At 72.6% G+C, this 16866-nt stretch carries 13 protein-coding genes and 1 pseudogene; 4 read left to right on the forward strand and 10 right to left on the reverse strand.

Annotation, left to right across the window (positions count from 1 at the left end; genetic code table 11):
- Nucleotides 1-58 precede the first annotated feature (58 nt).
- Nucleotides 59-1375, reverse strand: a complete 1317-nt coding sequence (locus F7R91_RS04535) for a copper amine oxidase (RefSeq protein ID WP_150944663.1) — start codon at nucleotides 1373-1375, stop codon at nucleotides 59-61.
- A gap of 58 nt (nucleotides 1376-1433) precedes the next feature.
- Nucleotides 1434-2246 (reverse strand): Tat pathway signal sequence domain protein, encoded by an 813-nt coding sequence (locus F7R91_RS04540; protein WP_150944664.1) that lies wholly within the window; start codon nucleotides 2244-2246, stop codon nucleotides 1434-1436.
- A 196-nt stretch (nucleotides 2247-2442) separates the two neighbouring features.
- On the opposite strand from F7R91_RS04540, the gene glgX reads away from it, so the two are divergent.
- From glgX to F7R91_RS04560, 3 genes are all read left to right on the forward strand, one after another.
- On the forward strand, nucleotides 2443-4560 hold the full coding sequence (glgX, locus tag F7R91_RS04550; protein ID WP_150944666.1) for a glycogen debranching protein GlgX: 2118 nt from the start codon (nucleotides 2443-2445) through the stop codon (nucleotides 4558-4560).
- A gap of 47 nt (nucleotides 4561-4607) precedes the next feature.
- Complete coding sequence (treY, locus tag F7R91_RS04555) at nucleotides 4608-7001, forward strand: malto-oligosyltrehalose synthase (protein WP_150944668.1); 2394 nt, start codon at nucleotides 4608-4610, stop codon at nucleotides 6999-7001.
- Nucleotides 7002-7102: 101 nt separating this feature from the next.
- Nucleotides 7103-8353 carry a M14 family zinc carboxypeptidase gene (locus F7R91_RS04560; protein ID WP_150944670.1) on the forward strand — a complete coding sequence of 417 codons (1251 nt, stop codon included), beginning with the start codon at nucleotides 7103-7105 and terminating at the stop codon, nucleotides 8351-8353.
- A gap of 53 nt (nucleotides 8354-8406) precedes the next feature.
- On the opposite strand, the gene F7R91_RS04565 is transcribed toward F7R91_RS04560, so the two are convergent.
- From F7R91_RS04565 to F7R91_RS04575, 3 genes are all read right to left on the reverse strand, one after another.
- On the reverse strand, nucleotides 8407-8826 hold the full coding sequence (locus F7R91_RS04565) for an SSI family serine proteinase inhibitor (protein ID WP_150944672.1): 420 nt from the start codon (nucleotides 8824-8826) through the stop codon (nucleotides 8407-8409).
- Entirely contained in the window at nucleotides 8823-10187 is a 1365-nt protein-coding gene (locus F7R91_RS04570) for a M14 family zinc carboxypeptidase (protein ID WP_150944673.1), read from the reverse strand. Before F7R91_RS04570 ends, F7R91_RS04565 begins: the two co-directional genes overlap by 4 nt.
- 163 nt (nucleotides 10188-10350) lie before the next feature.
- A complete protein-coding gene (locus F7R91_RS04575) occupies nucleotides 10351-10902 on the reverse strand; it encodes a DUF1707 and FHA domain-containing protein (protein ID WP_150944675.1) in 552 nt (183 codons plus the stop codon).
- Between the two features lie 173 nt (nucleotides 10903-11075).
- Between F7R91_RS04575 and treZ the strand changes: the two genes are divergently transcribed.
- Complete coding sequence (gene treZ, locus F7R91_RS04580; RefSeq protein ID WP_150944677.1) at nucleotides 11076-12821, forward strand: malto-oligosyltrehalose trehalohydrolase; 1746 nt, start codon at nucleotides 11076-11078, stop codon at nucleotides 12819-12821.
- 442 nt (nucleotides 12822-13263) lie between these two features.
- On the opposite strand, the gene F7R91_RS04585 is transcribed toward treZ, so the two are convergent.
- The 5 genes and pseudogenes from F7R91_RS04585 to F7R91_RS04600 all read right to left on the reverse strand — a co-directional run bounded on the left by F7R91_RS04585 (nucleotide 13264) and on the right by F7R91_RS04600 (nucleotide 16825).
- A complete protein-coding gene (locus F7R91_RS04585; RefSeq protein ID WP_150944679.1) occupies nucleotides 13264-14214 on the reverse strand; it encodes an aminoglycoside phosphotransferase family protein in 951 nt (316 codons plus the stop codon).
- A 66-nt stretch (nucleotides 14215-14280) separates the two neighbouring features.
- A pseudogene (locus F7R91_RS43990) lies at nucleotides 14281-14370 on the reverse strand (M24 family metallopeptidase); the annotation flags it as partial.
- 182 nt (nucleotides 14371-14552) lie between these two features.
- Complete coding sequence (locus F7R91_RS04590; protein WP_150944682.1) at nucleotides 14553-15176, reverse strand: LysE family translocator; 624 nt, start codon at nucleotides 15174-15176, stop codon at nucleotides 14553-14555.
- Between the two features lie 109 nt (nucleotides 15177-15285).
- A complete protein-coding gene (locus F7R91_RS04595) occupies nucleotides 15286-15885 on the reverse strand; it encodes a PDZ domain-containing protein (RefSeq protein ID WP_150944683.1) in 600 nt (199 codons plus the stop codon).
- Between the two features lie 76 nt (nucleotides 15886-15961).
- The gene (locus F7R91_RS04600) at nucleotides 15962-16825 is read right to left on the reverse strand and encodes a LysR family transcriptional regulator (RefSeq protein WP_150944685.1); all 864 of its coding nucleotides are present in this window, start codon (nucleotides 16823-16825) and stop codon (nucleotides 15962-15964) included.
- Nucleotides 16826-16866 lie beyond the last annotated feature (41 nt).

Genomic DNA, 16866 nt, shown 5'->3' on the forward strand with positions numbered 1-16866 from the left:
TCAAGGAAGGGTACTCCGGGAGCGGTCGGCGGTGCAGCCGGATGGACAGGGTCGTTTCTCAACTCCGCGGTTCCCACTTGCCGTTCTGCCACGCCAGCTCGTCCGGAGTGAGCGGATTCATAGCCGTGACGTCGCGCGGGACGATGGAGAATCCCTGCCAGTGGACCGGCATGGGCTGCTGGTCCTCGTCCCGGGCGATGTGGTGGAAGCCGATGTTCATCCACACGACCGGGTGCGTGAGCGTCTGGCCGTTGACCCACTTGTCGACGGACTTGCCCGCTCCGGCACCGCAGTTGCCCGGGTTGTTGCTGGCGAACTTCTCGCACTTGTTGTACTGCGTGAAGTACACGTCGTGCTTGGTGAAGCTGCGCGCCGGGTACTTGGTGGTGGGCCCGGGGACCATCTCGTAGGACCGCGCGTGCCCGTCCTTGTTCTTGCCGGTCGCGCTGACCACACGCCACCAGCGGTACCTCTTGGCGTCGCCCGCCAGTTCCTTGGTGACCTTGGTACGGGCGGTCTTGGCGGTCGGGGCCTGCTGGCCGCTGGCCTGTGCCGTGACCTTCGAGTCGTACTGCTCGATCTTGTTCTTGGTGGAGCCGTCGAGGGCGAAGTCGAGCCGCCAGAAGGCGTTGTGGCTGTGGCTGGTGGCGGAGGACCGGGCGCCCTTGCCGATGGGCCAGCCGCGGCCGTCACCGGCGTCGTAGTCGTAGTAGCTGAGGCTGCCGGTGGCGCCGACGTTCATGGTGATCGTGCCGTCGTCCTGGAAGCGCCACTCGGTCATGTACTCGTACCAGCCGACCTGGTTGACCGTGTAGACGAGGAGGTCCTTGCCCTGGGCCTGGTAGACCTTGTTCGCGCTGTTGCCCTGCATACGGTAGGCGTGGCCGCGCGAGCGGGTCGTGGTGCACAGGCCGTTGACGTCCGGGTGCGCCGGGTCGACGGCGTCCGGGACCTTGACCTTCTTGATGGTGCCACCGGGGCACTCGCCCGAGGCCAGGTTCATCAGCCCCTGTGCGAAGCCGAAGCCCGTCAGGTCGTCGTACTCGACGCTTCCGTCGTCGTAGGGGACGTGGATCTGGCCGAGCCGGCCGCTGTTGAGGACCTTGATCGGCGCGGCCTCGCCCTTGGGCTGGTAGGAGATGTCCTCCAGGACGAGCCCGGCCTTGCTGTCGTAGCGCCAGCACATCCGCCAGGTGGTGCCGCCGGCGAGCTTCTGCTCGATGCGGTAGGCGGGGCTGCAGTCGGCGGCGACCGGGGCGGCCTTCGGCTGGGCGGCGGCCGGTCCCGCGCCCGTGGTCGCGCCGGCGGCGAGCGCGGCCAGGGAAAGGCCCACGGCCGCACCCCGACGGGCACGGCTCATTCTGTTCACGCGCATGAAAAAGTGACTCCCTTGCGTAAGGAGCAAGTACGAAAACTGGACGGAGGGCGGCTGCTCAGCCGCGGGTGAGCTCGGCGACCTTGCGGGCGCTCAGGTCGATCACGAGGGACCTGGCGTCGATCCACGGCCCGTTCTTGACCTTCGGGAACAGCCGCACACAGCGGTGCTCGCCGCATTTGTCGAGTGCGGCGGGCTGGGCGCCCGGAGCTGCCCGGTACACCGCGCCGTTGAGCAGCAGCTGGTCCGGGGAGGTGAGCTCCTTGCCGGTGGCGTCCTTGTAGTCGGCCTTCAGGCCCGCGCCGAGCGGGTCGGCGATCAGGAGCGCGGCGGCCTCGGCGTTCTCGGCCCGGCTCATCGGCGGCTGGACGCCATGTTCGCTGCCGGTCTGGACGACCTTCCCGGTGGCCAGGTCGACGATCTTGGTGACCAGGGCGTCGTTCTTGTAGTCGTAGAAGGACACCTCGGCGCGCCGGGGCGCGTTCGGGTCGTCGGCCTCGCCGTCCTCGGGCTCGGCGAGGTCGACGGTCAGGCGCTGCGGGCCGCGTTCGCCCTCGACGTCCTCGCTGGAGCCGAGCAGCTGCCGGTTCACGGCGATCTGCTCGACGCGCTTGATCTCGTCGTCGGTCAGCGGGTCGCGGCCCTTGCCCGTCGACCCCTCGGCCGGGGCCTGCTCGACCACGCCCGGGCGGACGCCGTCCTGCCCCTGACCTGCCTGCTGTGCCGACCGACCGCCCGCCTCGGCGCCTCCCGCCTCGTCGGCCCCGGCCGTCCCCGGCAGGGTGACTCCGACCATCACGGCGGTCCCGGCCACCGCGATGGCCGCACCGGCCACCACCTTGCCCAGATGGCGGTGCACTATCTTGCGCACATCTTCCCCCTACTCCCCCAAACTCCCCGGGAGTACGTGTCTGCCCCATTGGTTCGGCATACGACGTACGCGGTGCCCGCCGTATGCACTGGTCGCCCGCTAAGAGGGACATAAGTCATAGGTGGTTCCATCACTTTCGGGGAGACTCGGCACCAAGGCACCCCGGCCGCGCGCTACAGCTGAAAGAGTCGTATCCATGCAGGTCTGGCCTGGAGAGGCATATCCACTCGGTGCCACGTACGACGGCGCCGGCACCAACTTCGCGGTCTTCACCGAGGCCGCGGACCGAGTAGAGCTGTGTCTGCTGCACGACGACGGCTCGGAGACGGCGGTGGAGCTGCGGGAGAGCGACGCGTTCGTACGGCACGCGTACGTGCCCGGCGTCATGCCGGGACAGCGGTACGGATTCCGGGTGCACGGCCCGTACGCCCCCGAGCGCGGGCTGCGCTGCAACTCGGCGAAACTGCTGCTCGACCCGTACGCGAAGGCGATCAGCGGATCGGTCCGCTGGGGCGAGGAGGTGTACGGCTACCACTTCGACGCGCCCGACGAGCGCAACGACCTGGACTCGGCGCCGCACACGATGACCTCGGTCGTGGTCAACCCCTACTTCGACTGGGGCGACGACCGGCCGCCGCGCACCGGGTACCACCACACGGTGATCTACGAGGCCCATGTGAAGGGTCTCACCATGCGCCACCCGGGGCTGCCGGAGGAGCTGCGCGGCACCTATGCGGCGCTCGCCCACCCGGCGATCATCGAACACCTGACCAAGCTGGGCGTCACGGCGCTGGAGCTGATGCCCGTACACCAGTTCGTGAGCGATCACCGTCTGGTGGACATGGGCCTCAACAATTACTGGGGCTACAACACGATCGGTTTCTTCGCCCCGCACAACGCCTACGCCTCCTGGGGCGACCGCGGCCAGCAGGTCCTGGAGTTCAAGTCGGCGGTGCGGGCGCTGCACGAGGCCGGGATCGAGGTCATCCTCGACGTGGTCTACAACCACACCGCCGAGGGCAACCATCTGGGCCCCACGCTGTCCTTCCGGGGCATCGACAACCCGCAGTACTACCGGCTCAGCGACGATCCCCGCTACTACATGGACACCACGGGGACGGGAAACTCCCTGCTCATGCGGTCCCCGCACGTGCTGCAGCTGATCATGGACTCGCTGCGGTACTGGGTGACCGAGATGCACGTCGACGGCTTCCGTTTCGACCTCGCGGCCACCCTGGCCAGACAGTTCCACGAGGTGGACCGGCTGTCGTCGTTCTTCGACCTGGTGCAGCAGGACCCCGTGGTCTCCCAGGTGAAGCTGATCGCCGAGCCGTGGGACGTGGGCGAGGGCGGCTACCAGGTGGGCAACTTCCCGCCGCTGTGGACCGAGTGGAACGGCAAGTACCGCGACACCGTACGGGACCTGTGGCGCGGCGAGCCACGGGCGCTCGCGGAGTTCGCGTCCCGGCTGACGGGCTCCTCCGACCTCTACCAGGACGACGGCCGGCGCCCCCTGGCCTCGATCAACTTCGTGACCTGTCACGACGGGTTCACCCTGCACGACCTGGTGTCGTACAACCAGAAGCACAACCGGGCCAACGGCGAGGACAACCGGGACGGCGAGAGCCACAACCGGTCCTGGAACTGCGGTGTGGAGGGTGAGACCGACGACCCGGACGTGCTGGAGCTGCGGGCACGCCAGATGCGCAACTTCGTCGCCACGCTGATGCTCTCCCAGGGCGTGCCGATGATCAGCCACGGCGACGAGGTCGCGCGCACGCAGCACGGCAACAACAACGCCTACTGCCAGGACAGCGAGCTGGCCTGGGTGCGGTGGCCCGACGCCGACGAGACCGGCAGTGAGCTGCTGGCCTTCATGCGCGCGATCGTGAAGCTGCGCCGGGACCATCCGGTCTTCCGCCGCCGGCGCTTCTTCCACGGGCGGCCCGTGGAGGGCACCCACGACGAGCTGTCGGACATCGCCTGGTTCACCCCTGAGGGCAAGGAGATGACCCAGCGGGACTGGGACTCGGCGCAGGCGTCCGCGCTGTCGGTGTTCCTCAACGGCAACGCGATCTCGGAGCCCGGTGCGCGCGGGGAGCGCATCGCCGACGACTCCTTCCTGCTGATGTTCAACGCCTCGCCCGAGTCGCTGGATTTCGTGGTGCCGGTCAACCACGGGCGGCAGTGGGAGGTCGTCGTCGACACCGCCCGCACGGACGGGGTGCCTACGGGCACGGCCGCGAAGGTGCAGGCCGGGGACCGGCTGACCCTGGTGGACCGGTGCATGACGGTGCTACAGCGGCCCGTATAGCCGCGCAAGGTGACACAAAGGAGGGCGGGGCGGGTACGTAGGTCTGCATGACACCTGTGCGACCGCGTCCGGCTCCGCCCACGGCCACCTACCGGCTCCAGCTGCAGCCCGAGTTCCCGTTCGGAGCCGCCGCCGCGGCCGTGCCGTACCTGGCCTCGCTCGGTGTCTCGCATCTGCACCTGTCCCCCGTCCTGGAGGCCGTCCCGGGCTCGGCGCACGGCTACGACGTCGTGGACCACGCGCGCGTGCGCGAGGAGCTGGGCGGGGAGGGTGGGCTGCGGGCGCTCGCGGGCACCGCGCGCGAGCACGGTCTCGGCCTGGTCGTGGACATCGTGCCGAACCACATGGCGATGGCCCCGCGCCACAACCGTGCCCTGTGGGAGGTGCTGCGGGAGGGCCCCAAGTCGGCGTACGCCCGCTGGTTCGACATCGACTGGGAGGCGCAGGGCGGCCAGGTGCTGCTGCCGGTGCTCGGGCACCCGCTCGGCACGGTGATCGGCGATCTGCGGGTGGACGGGGACGTGCTGCGCTACCACGACCATGTGTTCCCGTTGCGCGAGGGCACCGAGGAGCTGCCACTGCCGCAGCTGCTGGACGCACAGTGGTACCGGCCGGTGTGGTGGCGGCTGGCCCGCACCGAGCTGAACTACCGGCGCTTCTTCAGCATCTCCGAGCTCATCGGGGTGCGGGTCGAGGACCCGGAGGTCTTCGAGGCCACCCACGCCAAGATCCTCTCGCTGCTCCACGAGGGGGTCGTCGCCGGACTGCGGGTCGACCATCCCGACGGTCTCGCCGACCCCGACGGGTATCTGCTGCGGCTGCACGAGGCGACCGGCGGGTGCTGGACGGTCGTGGAGAAGATCCTGGCGGACGGGGAGCACCTGCCGGCCTCCTGGCCGGTCGCGGGCACGACGGGCTATGACGCCCTCCGGCACATCGACGGGCTGTTCACGGACCCCGCGGGTGCCGGGGAACTCCTCGGCCAGTACCGGCGCTTCGCGGCCCCGCAGACGGACCGGGGCGGCGACTGGGCGGCCACGGTGCGGCGGGCGGCGTACAAGGTGCTCACCCACGAGCTGCCCACCGAGGTCGACCGTCTGACCCGGGTGGCGGACCGGCTGTGCGCCACCTCTCATGAACCCGCGCTGCGCGACCGCGCCCCCTGGGCGCTGCGCACCGCGCTGCAGGAACTCCTCGTCCGTCTGGAGGTCTACCGGCCCTACGCCTCGGGTGACGCGGCCGCCGTCGTCACCGAGGAGTCGGCGGCCGAGGCCCGGCTCGCCTTCGTGGTGCCCGAGGAGGCCGGCGTCGTCGACGTCGTACGCGATCTGGTGCTGGGGCGGGCGGGTGACGGACCCGGGCACAGGGAGTTCCGGACCCGGTTCGCGCAGACCGCGTCGGCGCTGCGCGCCAAGTCCGTGGAGGACACGGCGTTCTACCGCTATGTGGCGCTGCTGTCGGCGACGGAGGTGGGCGGGAACCCCGGCAGCCCGGCCGTGTCCCCGGAGGACTTCCACGCCTACTGCGCGCGCGTGCAGCGCGACTGGCCCACCACCGGAACCGCCGTCACCACGCACGACACCAAGCGCAGCGCCGACGTACGGGCGGCGCTGACCGTGCTCACCCAGTGCCCGCAGCCCTGGGCGGACGTGCTGACGGAGGTGACGCGCTCCGGCGACGGTGTACCGGACGCCCAGCTGGCGTGGGCGGCCTGGCAGACCGTGTTCGGGCTCGGTCCCGCGGATGCGGACCGGGTACGGGCGGCGCTGCTGAAGCATGTGCGCGAGGCCGGGATGTACACCAGCTGGACCGAGCAGGAACCCGCGTACGAGGACGCGGTGGAGGCGTTCGTCACCCAGGGGCCGTGCGGACCGCCGGGTGAGCACGTGGCCGCCCTGAGAAGCAGGGTGGAGCCCCACATCCGGGCGAACGTCCTGGGGACGGCCCTGGTCCAGCTGACGATGCCCGGTGTTCCGGACGTCTACCAGGGCACGGAGGTCGAGTATCTGGCGCTGGTGGACCCGGACAACCGGCGGCCCGTGCGGTTTCCCCCGGAGGATCCCGGCGACAAGGACGCGGTCACCCGCGCGGCGCTGCTGCTGCGTGCGCGGCGGCCGGAGGTCTTCGGTGACACGGCGACCTACGCACCGCTGACCGCCGAGGGTGCGGCGGCGGCCCACTGTGTGGCGTTCGCGCGCTCCGGGCAGGTGGTCACCGCCGTGACACGGCTGTCGCTGCGGCTGGCTCAGGAGGGCGGCTGGCGGGACACGCGGCTTGCGCTGCCGCCGGGGCGGTGGGCGGACGTCCTGGCTCCGGGGCGGGAGTTCACGGGGCACGCGCGCGTGGCGGAGCTTTTCGGGCGGCTGCCGGTGGTGCTGCTGGAGCGGGTGGGCGAGGCCGGACCGGAAGCGCTTGCAGAGCAGGAGACGGGTGCGCGGTGAATGCCTCCGGGCGCCCCCCGGAGCCACCCCCGACGTGTGCTTGACACCTCAAGGAGACCGTGGGGTACTGCGGATTGCGAGGCCGGGCGGACATGACGGGGGTGAGTCTTCTGCCGGAGCTCCGCTACCCCACGGTGACCGAACTCGTCTCCTCCGCCCGGGCGCTGGCCGCTCACCGGCCGGGCGAGTGCATGCTGAGGCAGGTGGGCGTCTCACGCGCGGGAAGACCCCTCCATCTGCTGTCCGTCGGCCACGCCCGGCGCAGTGTGCTGGTGGTCGCCGGCGCCCACGCCAACGAGCCGACGGGAGGCCCGACGCTGCTCGCGGTCGCCGAACGGGTGCTGATCGAGCGGACGTTGCGGGCGGACACCTCCTGGCACTTCCTGCTGTGCGCGGACCCGGACGGCGCGAGCCTCCATGTCACCCCGGCACCGCGCAGCCTGTTCGACTACCACCTCGGTTTCTTCCGTCCCGCGGGGCCCGAGCAGCCGGAGTGGTCACCGTCCGTGCTGCCGCCCGACCGGCTGCCGCCCGAGACCCGGGCCCTGACCGGGGTCATCGACGAGCTGCGGCCCTACCTCCAGGTCACCCTGCACGGGACCGATCTGGGTGGCAGCTGGGTGCAGTTGACGAAGGACGTGCCCGGGCTCGCCGAGTCGTTCGCCAAGTCCGCGGCCGCGCTGCACATCCCGGTGGAGACGGCCGCCTCGGACGCGGCGGGCTGGCCCGCCTCCGGGCCGGGGGTGCATGTGATGCCGTCGCCGGGGGCGGGGGCGGCATACCCGAGCATGCCGGACGACGCACGGCACAGCACCTGGCACCATGTGCACCGCTACGGCGGTCTGACCGCGGTCGTCGAGGTGCCGATGTGGGCGAGCGACCTGGTGGACGACCCGGCACCGCATCCGGCGCCGGCCGCGGCGATGCGGGGGCTGGCGGGCCGGCTGCTGGAGGACGCGCTGCAGGTGGAGCAGGTGCTCGCGGAGGCGCTGCCGCGTCTGGAGGGCGTCGACGGGCCGCTGCTGCGGGCCGCACGGTGGGGTCTGGAGCTGGTGCCGGGGCTGGCCTCGGACTGGATCCACACCCCTCCGGCCGACAACACGAGGGCCTATGTCGGCAGCGTGGACGCGTTCGCCCGCCGGCTGCCGCTGCGGGCGGCGGCGATGCTGCTGCGGGTCCTGCTGGAGACGGGCGACCGTGCCGCGCCGCGGCTGGAACGGCTGGTGGCGGCCTGGAGCGAGGCCTTCGCGGAGCGCTTCCAGGCCCGCTGGGTGCCGTTGGAGCACCAGGTCGAGCATCAGTCCCGCACGGTCGTCGCGGCGGCGCTGCACGCGCGCGTGCGGCCGGTGTGAGACACCGCCGCCCACGCGCGCGTGCACCATGCTCCCCCCACGGCCGGCTCCGGTCAGCCGTCCAGGGCGAACACCGCGCCGGTCCGCGCCTCCATCTCGCAGGCGTTGGAGAAGGTCTCCGTGTACGCGACGCGCTGTCCGTTCCACTTCCCGCGCGCCTGGACCGTCACCGGCTCGTAGATCATCGGGCAGAAGACGGTCCGTGCCTGGAGACCGCCGAGGTCGCCGTCGACCGCGTCGACCTGCGCACAGGCCTCCGCCGCGCGCGGGTGGCCCGACGGCGGGCGGCACAGCAGCAGGGTGCCGCGGCCGGCGGCGGAACGTGATTCGCCCTGGGTGACCGTGAGATAGAGCCAGTTGGCCGGGACGGACTCCCGGGGCGTCGCCTGGGCCGGGGTCGCACCGGCGAGAAGGAGAGCGGCGGCGGCCAGCAGGCCGGCGCGTACCGCTTTCGCTGTGGTGGTGTGCTTCATTCCCGATGCATCGGCACCGCGGCCTCGGAACCCCACCCCGACTCACCCGAACGGGAGCACGCGGGCGCGTACCGTCCGGCGAGTTCGAAGGCGGCGAGCACCACGCGCGACTGGTACTCCACTTGTCGGGCGACCGGGATCCAACGCGCCCCGCAGCCGTCGTGGTAGTCGGCGCACCACTCGTCGACCAGACCGTCCAGCTCCGGCAGCGCGCCGTCCGGGTCGGTGCCGACGCGGGTCACGAGCTGGTGCAGCAGCCCCGCCGTCCTCAGAGCCAGCCGCCGCCCGGCGATGCGCAGGGCGGCCAGATGGGCGGTGCCGAGCGGCGGGAGCGGGCGCGCGCCGTCGGCGACGTCGGGGTCCCATGCGTCGGCGAGTCCGGGGCAGACCAGTAAATAGTCGTCGACCGGTGCGAGCAGGTGTGCCGCGTCCGGGGCGGCGAGCAGCCGGGGCCGGATCCGCGCGAGAAGCCGCTCCAGCCGGCCCGCGTCACGGCGGAGGGTGTGGCTGACGGTGCGCAGCACGGCGGCCCGGTCCGGGGACGCCGAGTCGTCCTCCACGGCGGCCACGCCCCACATGGGCGCCTCGACGATCGCGGTCACCGTGCCGTACCGGTGCGGGTGGAACCAGGTGGACTCCACGGCGGCCTCGGTGATGGCCGCGGCCAGGTCTCCCGCGCGCGGGGGTGGGATCCGGTACACCGCGGGTCCGAGCCTGGGCCAGTACAGGGTGTCGTACGGGCCGAGTTCGCGCGGGATGCCGAGGCGGGCCGCGCTGTGGGCGACGCGCTGTGCGAGGCCGGGCAGCTCGCGGGTGAGCTCGACGAAGCCGCCGCCGACGTCGACGCCGTGCAGGGAGCACTGGAAGAAGGGCCGCAGTTCGTCCTGGAGGTCCAGCAGGGCCCGGGTCTCCGGCAGTACGGCGGCGGCCGCGCCGTCGGGCAGCCATTCGGGCTGTTCGAGGAAGCCGGGACGGAAGAATTTCCGGAAGTAACGGCCGAGGGTGTACGGGCCCTGCAGCCAGCCCTCGTTGCGGCGCAGGCCGTCGGGGTCCAGGCAGAGCAGCAGGTTCCAGGTGGCGTCGGCGCCCACGGTGAGCCGGGGGTCGGCGAGGGCCCGTTCGGCCAGCCGCAGGACGGTGCCGCCGCCCACGGGCTCGTTGGCGTGCGGTCCGGCGACGACGAGGGCCTGACGGCTGCCGTGGCCCACGGACAGCAGCCACAGGGGCGTGCCCGCGCGGGAGGTGCCGATACGCCGCAGCCTGGCGTCCCGTGGGTGACGGGCGACGAGCGCGGCCGCCCGGGCGCCGAGTTCGTCGACGGTCGGGTAGCGGAGGAGGGGCGGCAGGGCACACCTCCACAATGTGGTGCCGTCGGTTCACCTGGTGTGCATGGTGTAGGCACAGTCAGTCACGACTTGACGGGTACGTCAACACCGCCGAGCGGAAAGAGACTTGGCCCGGCCGCTACCGCGACATGGAGTAAAGCGCAGGCCAGAGGTGAGAGGCGGCGTCGAGCGGTGCTCCTCAGTTCGCCGAGAGCCGGAACGACATCCGGCCGAAGCCCACCTGGTCGCCCTCGCGGACCACGGCCGCACCGGTGACCCGTCGCCCGTTCACCGTGGTGCCGTTGGTCGAGCCGAGGTCCCGCAGCACCCACATGCCGCCGTGGCGGCTGAGTTCGGCGTGCACCCGGGAGACCGTGTCGTGGTTCAGCCGCAGCCCGCAGGCGGGGTCGCGGCCGATGCGCAACGCGTGGCCGCTGCCGGGGTGCGGCAGCAGCAGCTTGGGGAGCCGCTCGGCCTGCCAGGCCCTGCGCAGCCGTACGGTGAAACCGGAGACCGCCTCCACGGTGCCGAAGACCAGACGGGAGATCCGGCTCTCGGTCGGCAGGTCGGCGGTGAGCACGGCGAGCTCGTCCGAGCGGCGCGCGGTGAGGGCCAGCTCCATCCGCCGGACGAATGTGTCGTGCGACAGACGGCCCATGGCGACGCCGTCCCGCAGCACCTTCAGCGCCCTGTCGCGCTCCGCGTCGGACAGCCGCGCGGGGTACGTGTTGAACTCGAAGGACGACGTCACGCTCGTGATTGTCGGTCAGTGGACCCCGCGTGTCCAGAAAACGAGAAAACGGCCGCCACGCGCGCGTATCCGGCGACACCCGCCGCAAAAGGGGTGATTCAAAAGCAGATTGATCTCGTTTGACGCACCATGGACGGACTACATCACGGTGAGCAGACGAAGGGGAACCGTCCGTGCAGTTCGAGGTGTGGGCACCGCAGGCCGGCCGTGTAACGCTCCAGTGCGAGGGGGTCACGCGCGCGTTGGAGCGCGATCCTGAACGGGCCGGATGGTGGACAGGAGAAGCGGAGGCGCAGGACGGCACGCGGTACGGCTTCGCGCTGGACGACGGGCCGGTGCTGCCCGACCCGCGTTCGCGCCGGCAGCCGGACGGCCCGGACGGGCTGAGCGCGGTGGTGGACCACGGGCTTTACGCGTGGCGTGCCGAGTGGGCGGGGCGTCCGCTGCCGGGCGCGGTGCTGTACGAGCTGCACGTGGGCACGTACACCCGCGAGGGCACGCTGGACGCGGCGGCCGGGCGGCTGGGGCATCTCGCCGAACTCGGGGTCACGCACGTCCAGTTGATGCCGCTGTGCCCCTTCCCGGGGCGGCACGGCTGGGGGTACGAGGGGGTCTCGCTGTGGGCCGTGCACGAGCCGTACGGCGGGCCCGAGGCGCTGAAACGCTTCGTCGACCGGGCCCATGAGTTCGGCCTCGGTGTGGTCCTCGACGTGGTGCACAACCACCTGGGCCCGTCCGGCAACCACCTGCCCGCGTTCGGCCCCTACTTCACCGACACGCACCACACCCCGTGGGGGTCGGCCGTCAACCTCGACGCGCCCGGCTCGGACGAGGTGCGCGCGTATCTCCTGGGCAGCGCGCTGGCCTGGCTGCGCGACTACCGGATCGACGGGCTGCGGCTGGACGCGGTGCACGCGCTGGCGGACACGCGCGCGTGCCATTTCCTGGAGGAGCTGTCGACGGCCGTGGACACGCTCGCCGCCGAGCTGGGCCGGCCGCTCTTCCTGATCGCCGAGTCGGACCTGAACGACCCGCGGCTCATCACGCCCCGCCAGGAGGGCGGTCTCGGGCTGCACGCCCAGTGGAACGACGACTTCCACCACGCCCTGCACACGGTGCTGACCGGCGAGTCCCACGGCTATTACGCCGACTTCGCGCACGCCGGGCTCGCCGCGGTCGCCAAGACGCTCACCGGCGGCTACTTCCACGACGGCACCTACTCGAGCTTCCGGGGCCGGCACCACGGACGCCCCCTGGACCGCGCGACCGTGGCCGCGCACCGGCTGATCGGCTACAGCCAGACCCACGACCAGGTCGGCAACCGGGCCCAGGGCGACCGTCTTTCGGCCATGCTCTCCCCCGGACTGCTGGCGTGTGCCGCCACGCTGACGCTGACCGGGCCCTTCACGCCGATGCTGTTCATGGGCGAGGAGTGGGCGGCGGGCACGCCCTGGCAGTTCTTCACCGACCACACCGATCCCCGGCTCGCCGAGGCCGTACGCCGAGGCAGACGGCGTGAGTTCGCCGCGCACGGATGGGCCGAGGAGGACGTGCCCGACCCGCAGGACCCGGCGACCCGCGAGCGCTCCTGCCTCGACTGGTCCGAACCGGAACGCGAACCCCACGCGCGCGTGCTGGCCTGGTACCGGCGGCTCGTCGCCCTGCGGCACGGGCAGCCGGACCTGACCGATCCCGACCTCGCCGACATCAAGGTGGCCTACGACGAGGAGCAGCGCTGGCTCGCCTTCCGGCGCGGGGACGTACGCGTGGTCGTGAATCTCGCCGAACGGCCGGCGGCGATCCCCCTGGGCCCACGCGAGGCACAGGTCCTGGCCGCGTGGGAGCCGGTCGACCCACCGGCCGCGGACGGCGTCCTGCACGTACCGGGCGAGTCGTGCGCGGTACTGCTCCAGGCATGAGCCCGCCGCTGCCGCGGGCCGCGCTGAAGACACGGGTCACCCACCCGGTCGGATCCGGCGCACGTCGTCACGGGGTCTGCCCGCGGGGGCGCAGCCGGACGCGGGGAGCGCGCGATGGCATGGCGCCGCAGCGCGCACGCTGGAGTCCCCCACGTGTCCCGACGCCGAGCGCGGGAGACGAGCCATGCGGGCACTTCAGCGACCCGACACCCACCGAAGGCCTTCCGCGCGACCGAGCCGGTGAGAGTGCGCGCCCGACAGCCCGGCGCCCCACCAGGGGGGCGTACGCGCTCCAAAGCGCATCTCCCACGTGCACGCGACGCCGAGCGCGGGAGACGAGCCATGCGGGCACTTCAGCGACCCGACACCCACCGAAGACCCTCCGCGCGACCGAGCCGGTGAGAGTGCGTCCCCGACAGCCGGCGCCCCACCGGGGGGCGCTCTAAAGCGCGTCCCCCGCGTCGCTCGTCTCTTCGTCCCTCAGTTCCGTCACCCGTTCCAGCAGGATCGCCTCCCAGGCGCGTCGTAGCCGGGTGCGCAGGAGCGGCAGGGGGCCGGGGTCGCGGCCGTCGAGGTGTTCCGCGAGCCGGAGCACGGTGTCGCAGCGGGCGAGCCACAGACCGCGAAGGCAGGGGCGGGCGCCGTAGCCGGCGAGGGTGGCGGCGCGGACGGCGGCGGGGGCTCCGACGGCGAGCGCGAGCCCGGCGATGTCCTCGGCGGGGTCGCCGACGGACGCCCCGGTCCAGTCCAGGACGCCGCGCACCCGGCCGTCGGCGCTGACCACGAGGTGCTCGCCCGTGAGGCCGTGGTGGACGAGGACCGCGGTGCCGGGCTGGGCGGCGAGCTGCACCGCGGCCGGTGAGGTGAGCTGCTGGAGGCGGGCGGGATCGAACTCGTCGGCCCGGGCGAGGCGTTCGGCGGCGCGTCCGGCGGCGCGGCGCAGCGCCTCGAGGGAGCGGGGCGCGGTGCGCGGGAGTCCGAGCGACTCGGCCTGCCGCGCGGGCACCTCGCGCAGCCCCGTGAGCAGCCCGGCGAGATCGGCCTCGCCGACGGCGGACACGTCGTGGTCCTCCCCCGAGCCGCCGGGCACCTTGGTGTCCAGGGTGTAGGTCAGCCCGGGCGCCCACTCCCCGTGCGCCACGCTCGTCGGCACCGCGACCGGAAGGTGCGGGCGGATCAGGTCGCGCAGACGCAGTTCGCGGCGCTGACGGGCGGCGGCCTCGCGGTCGGGGGCCAGCCGCAGCACATGGCGGGTGCCGACCCACCAGGTGGAGTGCTCGCCGCCCCGGGTGACGGGCCGGACGTCCGGTCCGGCGGTGTCCGCACCGTCCTTGATCAGGGAACGGACCAGTCGGCGGACGGTGTCCGCGGTGGGTGTCGGTGCCTGGGTCATGGTCGCGCCGTTGTCGTCCGGGTGGTGGAGGGGCTCCTGGGGGCTCGGTCAGTCCACTATGACCAGCTCGTGCGTGGTGACGCCGATGCCGTGACCGATGCGGTGGACGAAGTACTCGCCGTATCCGGCGTCGGGGGCCGCCCGCCCGGCGCGCTCCGTGCGGGCCCGGTAGTCGTCGACGGTGAAGGGCGCGGCCGTGCTGCCGGTCATCCGGGCCTCCCTGGGCGGCGGGTGCGGGGGCTGCGGGCGGTGAAAGGGCTACGGGCAGCATCCTGCCCGGACAGCGGGGGCCGCGCGAGCCGATCGGCCGGGTTTGCGCAGCCGGACTGCACCATGGCTCAGCTCTCCAGAGCCAGCCGGACGCCGAGGAGCAGCAGCACGCCCCCGGAGATCTGCTCCAGACGTCGGCGCACGCCGGAGCGGGACAGCACGGTCCCCAGCCGGTCGACGAACCACACGTACAGGCCGTAGTAGCCGACCTCGTAGACCGCCCACAGCGCGGCGAGCCCGACCATGGTCGGCAGATGGGGCGCGCCCCGGGGTACGAACTGGGGCAGGAAGGACAGGGCGAAGACGGCCGCCTTGGGGTTGGCGAGGTTGAGCAGCAGTCCCCCGCGGTAGGAGGCCCAGCCGCTCGGCTCGGTGTCCTCCCGGCCGCCGTCCTCCGACTCCCCCTTGGCACGGCGTGCCTGCCGCAGCGCCTGGATGCCGAAGCCGACGAGGACGACCGCGCCGACGATCCGCATCACGTCGTACGCCGGCTCGGAGGCCGCCAGCAGCGCGGTCAGACCGAACGCGGCGACGACGCCCCAGACGAAGACCCCGGTCTCGTTGCCGAGCACGGTCAGGAAGCCGGCCCGGCGGCTGTGCAGGGACCGCTTGATGATCAGCACCGTGCTCGGGCCGGGCGAGGCGGCAATGAGGGTACAGGCGCCGAGGAAGGCGATGAGGGTGCTCAGCATGGGGCTCATCGTGACCCGAGCGGCCAGATCCGACCAGGGGTTTTCCCCTTGCACGCCCAGCGGCAGCGCGGTACCGGCAGCGCCGTGGTGATGGCGCTCGGGCGGGCAGCTAGGTACTGACGCCCGGGACAGCCGTCAACTGCTCGTAGTCGCCGCTGCGATGACGGACCATCAGGGTGATCTCGGCGCCGGATCGGGCGCCGGCGACCGCACGGGCGAGGTCGGCGGCCGAGTCGATACGGGTGCGGCCGACGGCGAGCAGTACGTCACCCCTGACCAGGCCCGCAGTGTGACCGGAGCCGGGCACATGGACACCGACGACCAGGGCTCCCGGCTTCGCTGCGTCCACGGCCTCCACACCGAGGGTCACGCGCGCGGAGGCGGGGGAGGGCGCCGACGGCGACGGGCCGGGGTGCGGTATGGCCGGGGGGCGCCCCGGGGACGGTCCCTGTCCCACCGCCTGCCGCTCCGCCTCGGCGAGCCCGCTGATGCCGATCACCGTGGCGCCCGTCGTCCCGAGCCCCACCCCGGCCGGCACCAGGACGGTCCCGGCGAGCAGAACGAGCAGCAGGGTCATGAGCCGGCTGCAGCGCCGGGGCGCGGTGTGCGGGTGCCGGACGGGAGCGGAGCCGGTTCCCCTGCCGGAGCCGCCGCCTCCGCGCTCCTGGCGGCCGGGGATCGGCTTGGGACGCAACGCGGTCTGTTCCATGGTTCGCCTCCGGCTGGTGCCCTACCCGGCGCACCGGCCCGGCACGAGCCACGAACGAGTGAGACTGACAGCCCGGTCAGGAACGGGACACGGCCTCCGCCAGCCTCGCCGCCGCCCCTGACAGCGACCCCGCGTACACCAGTTCCGTCCGATGGACCAGACGTGGTTCGGTGACCGGGACGGCGACCGCGCCCGGCACTCCGGTGGCTGCCGACCGGGGCAGCAGGGTCAGCCCCTGACCCGCGGCGGCGAGGGCGGTGAGCGTGCGGACGTCCGTGCCGTCGTAGCGCAGGGACGGGCGGAAGCCCCGGCCGCCGTTCGCGGCGCGGAGCTGGGCGAGGGGGAGGCCCGTGTCGGGGGCGTCCAGCCAGCGGGCGTCGGCCAGGTCACCGAGGCGCAGCCGGGCACGGCGGGCGAGGGGGTGCGTGGCGGGTAGCAGGGCGCAGACCGGTTCCTCGCCCACGCCGTACGTGCTCAGAGGTGCCACGTCGGGGAGCCGGAGCGGGTCGCTCGGTGCGGCCAGGCCGTCCACCAGGCCCACTTCTGCGGCGCCGGTGGCGACCGCGGCGGGGATCTCGTCGCGGGCGAGGACGCGCAGGGTGACGCCGGTGGGCGGCAGCGCGGCGAGGACGTACGGTCCCAGCGCCGTCGGTGCGCTCACGAGGGTCAGGCCGTGTTCGGGTGCCGTCGCCATCCGGGCGACGTCCGCTCGGGCCGCGTCCAGGCGCAGCAGCAGCGGCCCGGCGTGCTCCAGGAGCCGCTCGCCGGCCTGTGTGGGGGCGACGGGGCGACGGGTGAGCAGCGGCGCGCCGAGGTCCTGTTCGAGCGCCGCGATCTGCTGGGACACCGCGGACTGGGTGTACCCGAGCTCCCGCGCGGCCTCGGAGAACGAGGCGAGGCGGGCCACGGTGACGTACGTGCGCAGCAGGTGCGGATCCATGCGCCCAGGATTCCATCAGTACTGCTTATCGAGCATCCAGA

Source organism: Streptomyces luteolifulvus, assembly GCF_008806595.1.
GTDB lineage: Bacteria > Actinomycetota > Actinomycetes > Streptomycetales > Streptomycetaceae > Streptomyces > Streptomyces luteolifulvus.

Excerpts from the sequence above, each read along its gene's own strand:
- F7R91_RS04535 (WP_150944663.1), bottom strand. The coding sequence starts at position 1,375 with ATGCGCGTGAACAGAATGAGCCGTGCCCGTCGGGGTGCGGCCGTGGGC.
- glgX (WP_150944666.1), top strand. The coding sequence starts at position 2,443 with ATGCAGGTCTGGCCTGGAGAGGCATATCCACTCGGTGCCACGTACGAC.
- treY (WP_150944668.1), top strand. The coding sequence starts at position 4,608 with ATGACACCTGTGCGACCGCGTCCGGCTCCGCCCACGGCCACCTACCGG.
- F7R91_RS04565 (WP_150944672.1), bottom strand. The coding sequence starts at position 8,826 with ATGAAGCACACCACCACAGCGAAAGCGGTACGCGCCGGCCTGCTGGCC.
- F7R91_RS04585 (WP_150944679.1), bottom strand. The coding sequence starts at position 14,214 with ATGACCCAGGCACCGACACCCACCGCGGACACCGTCCGCCGACTGGTC.
- F7R91_RS04590 (WP_150944682.1), bottom strand. The coding sequence starts at position 15,176 with ATGCTGAGCACCCTCATCGCCTTCCTCGGCGCCTGTACCCTCATTGCC.
- F7R91_RS04595 (WP_150944683.1), bottom strand. The coding sequence starts at position 15,885 with ATGGAACAGACCGCGTTGCGTCCCAAGCCGATCCCCGGCCGCCAGGAG.
- F7R91_RS04600 (WP_150944685.1), bottom strand. The coding sequence starts at position 16,825 with ATGGATCCGCACCTGCTGCGCACGTACGTCACCGTGGCCCGCCTCGCC.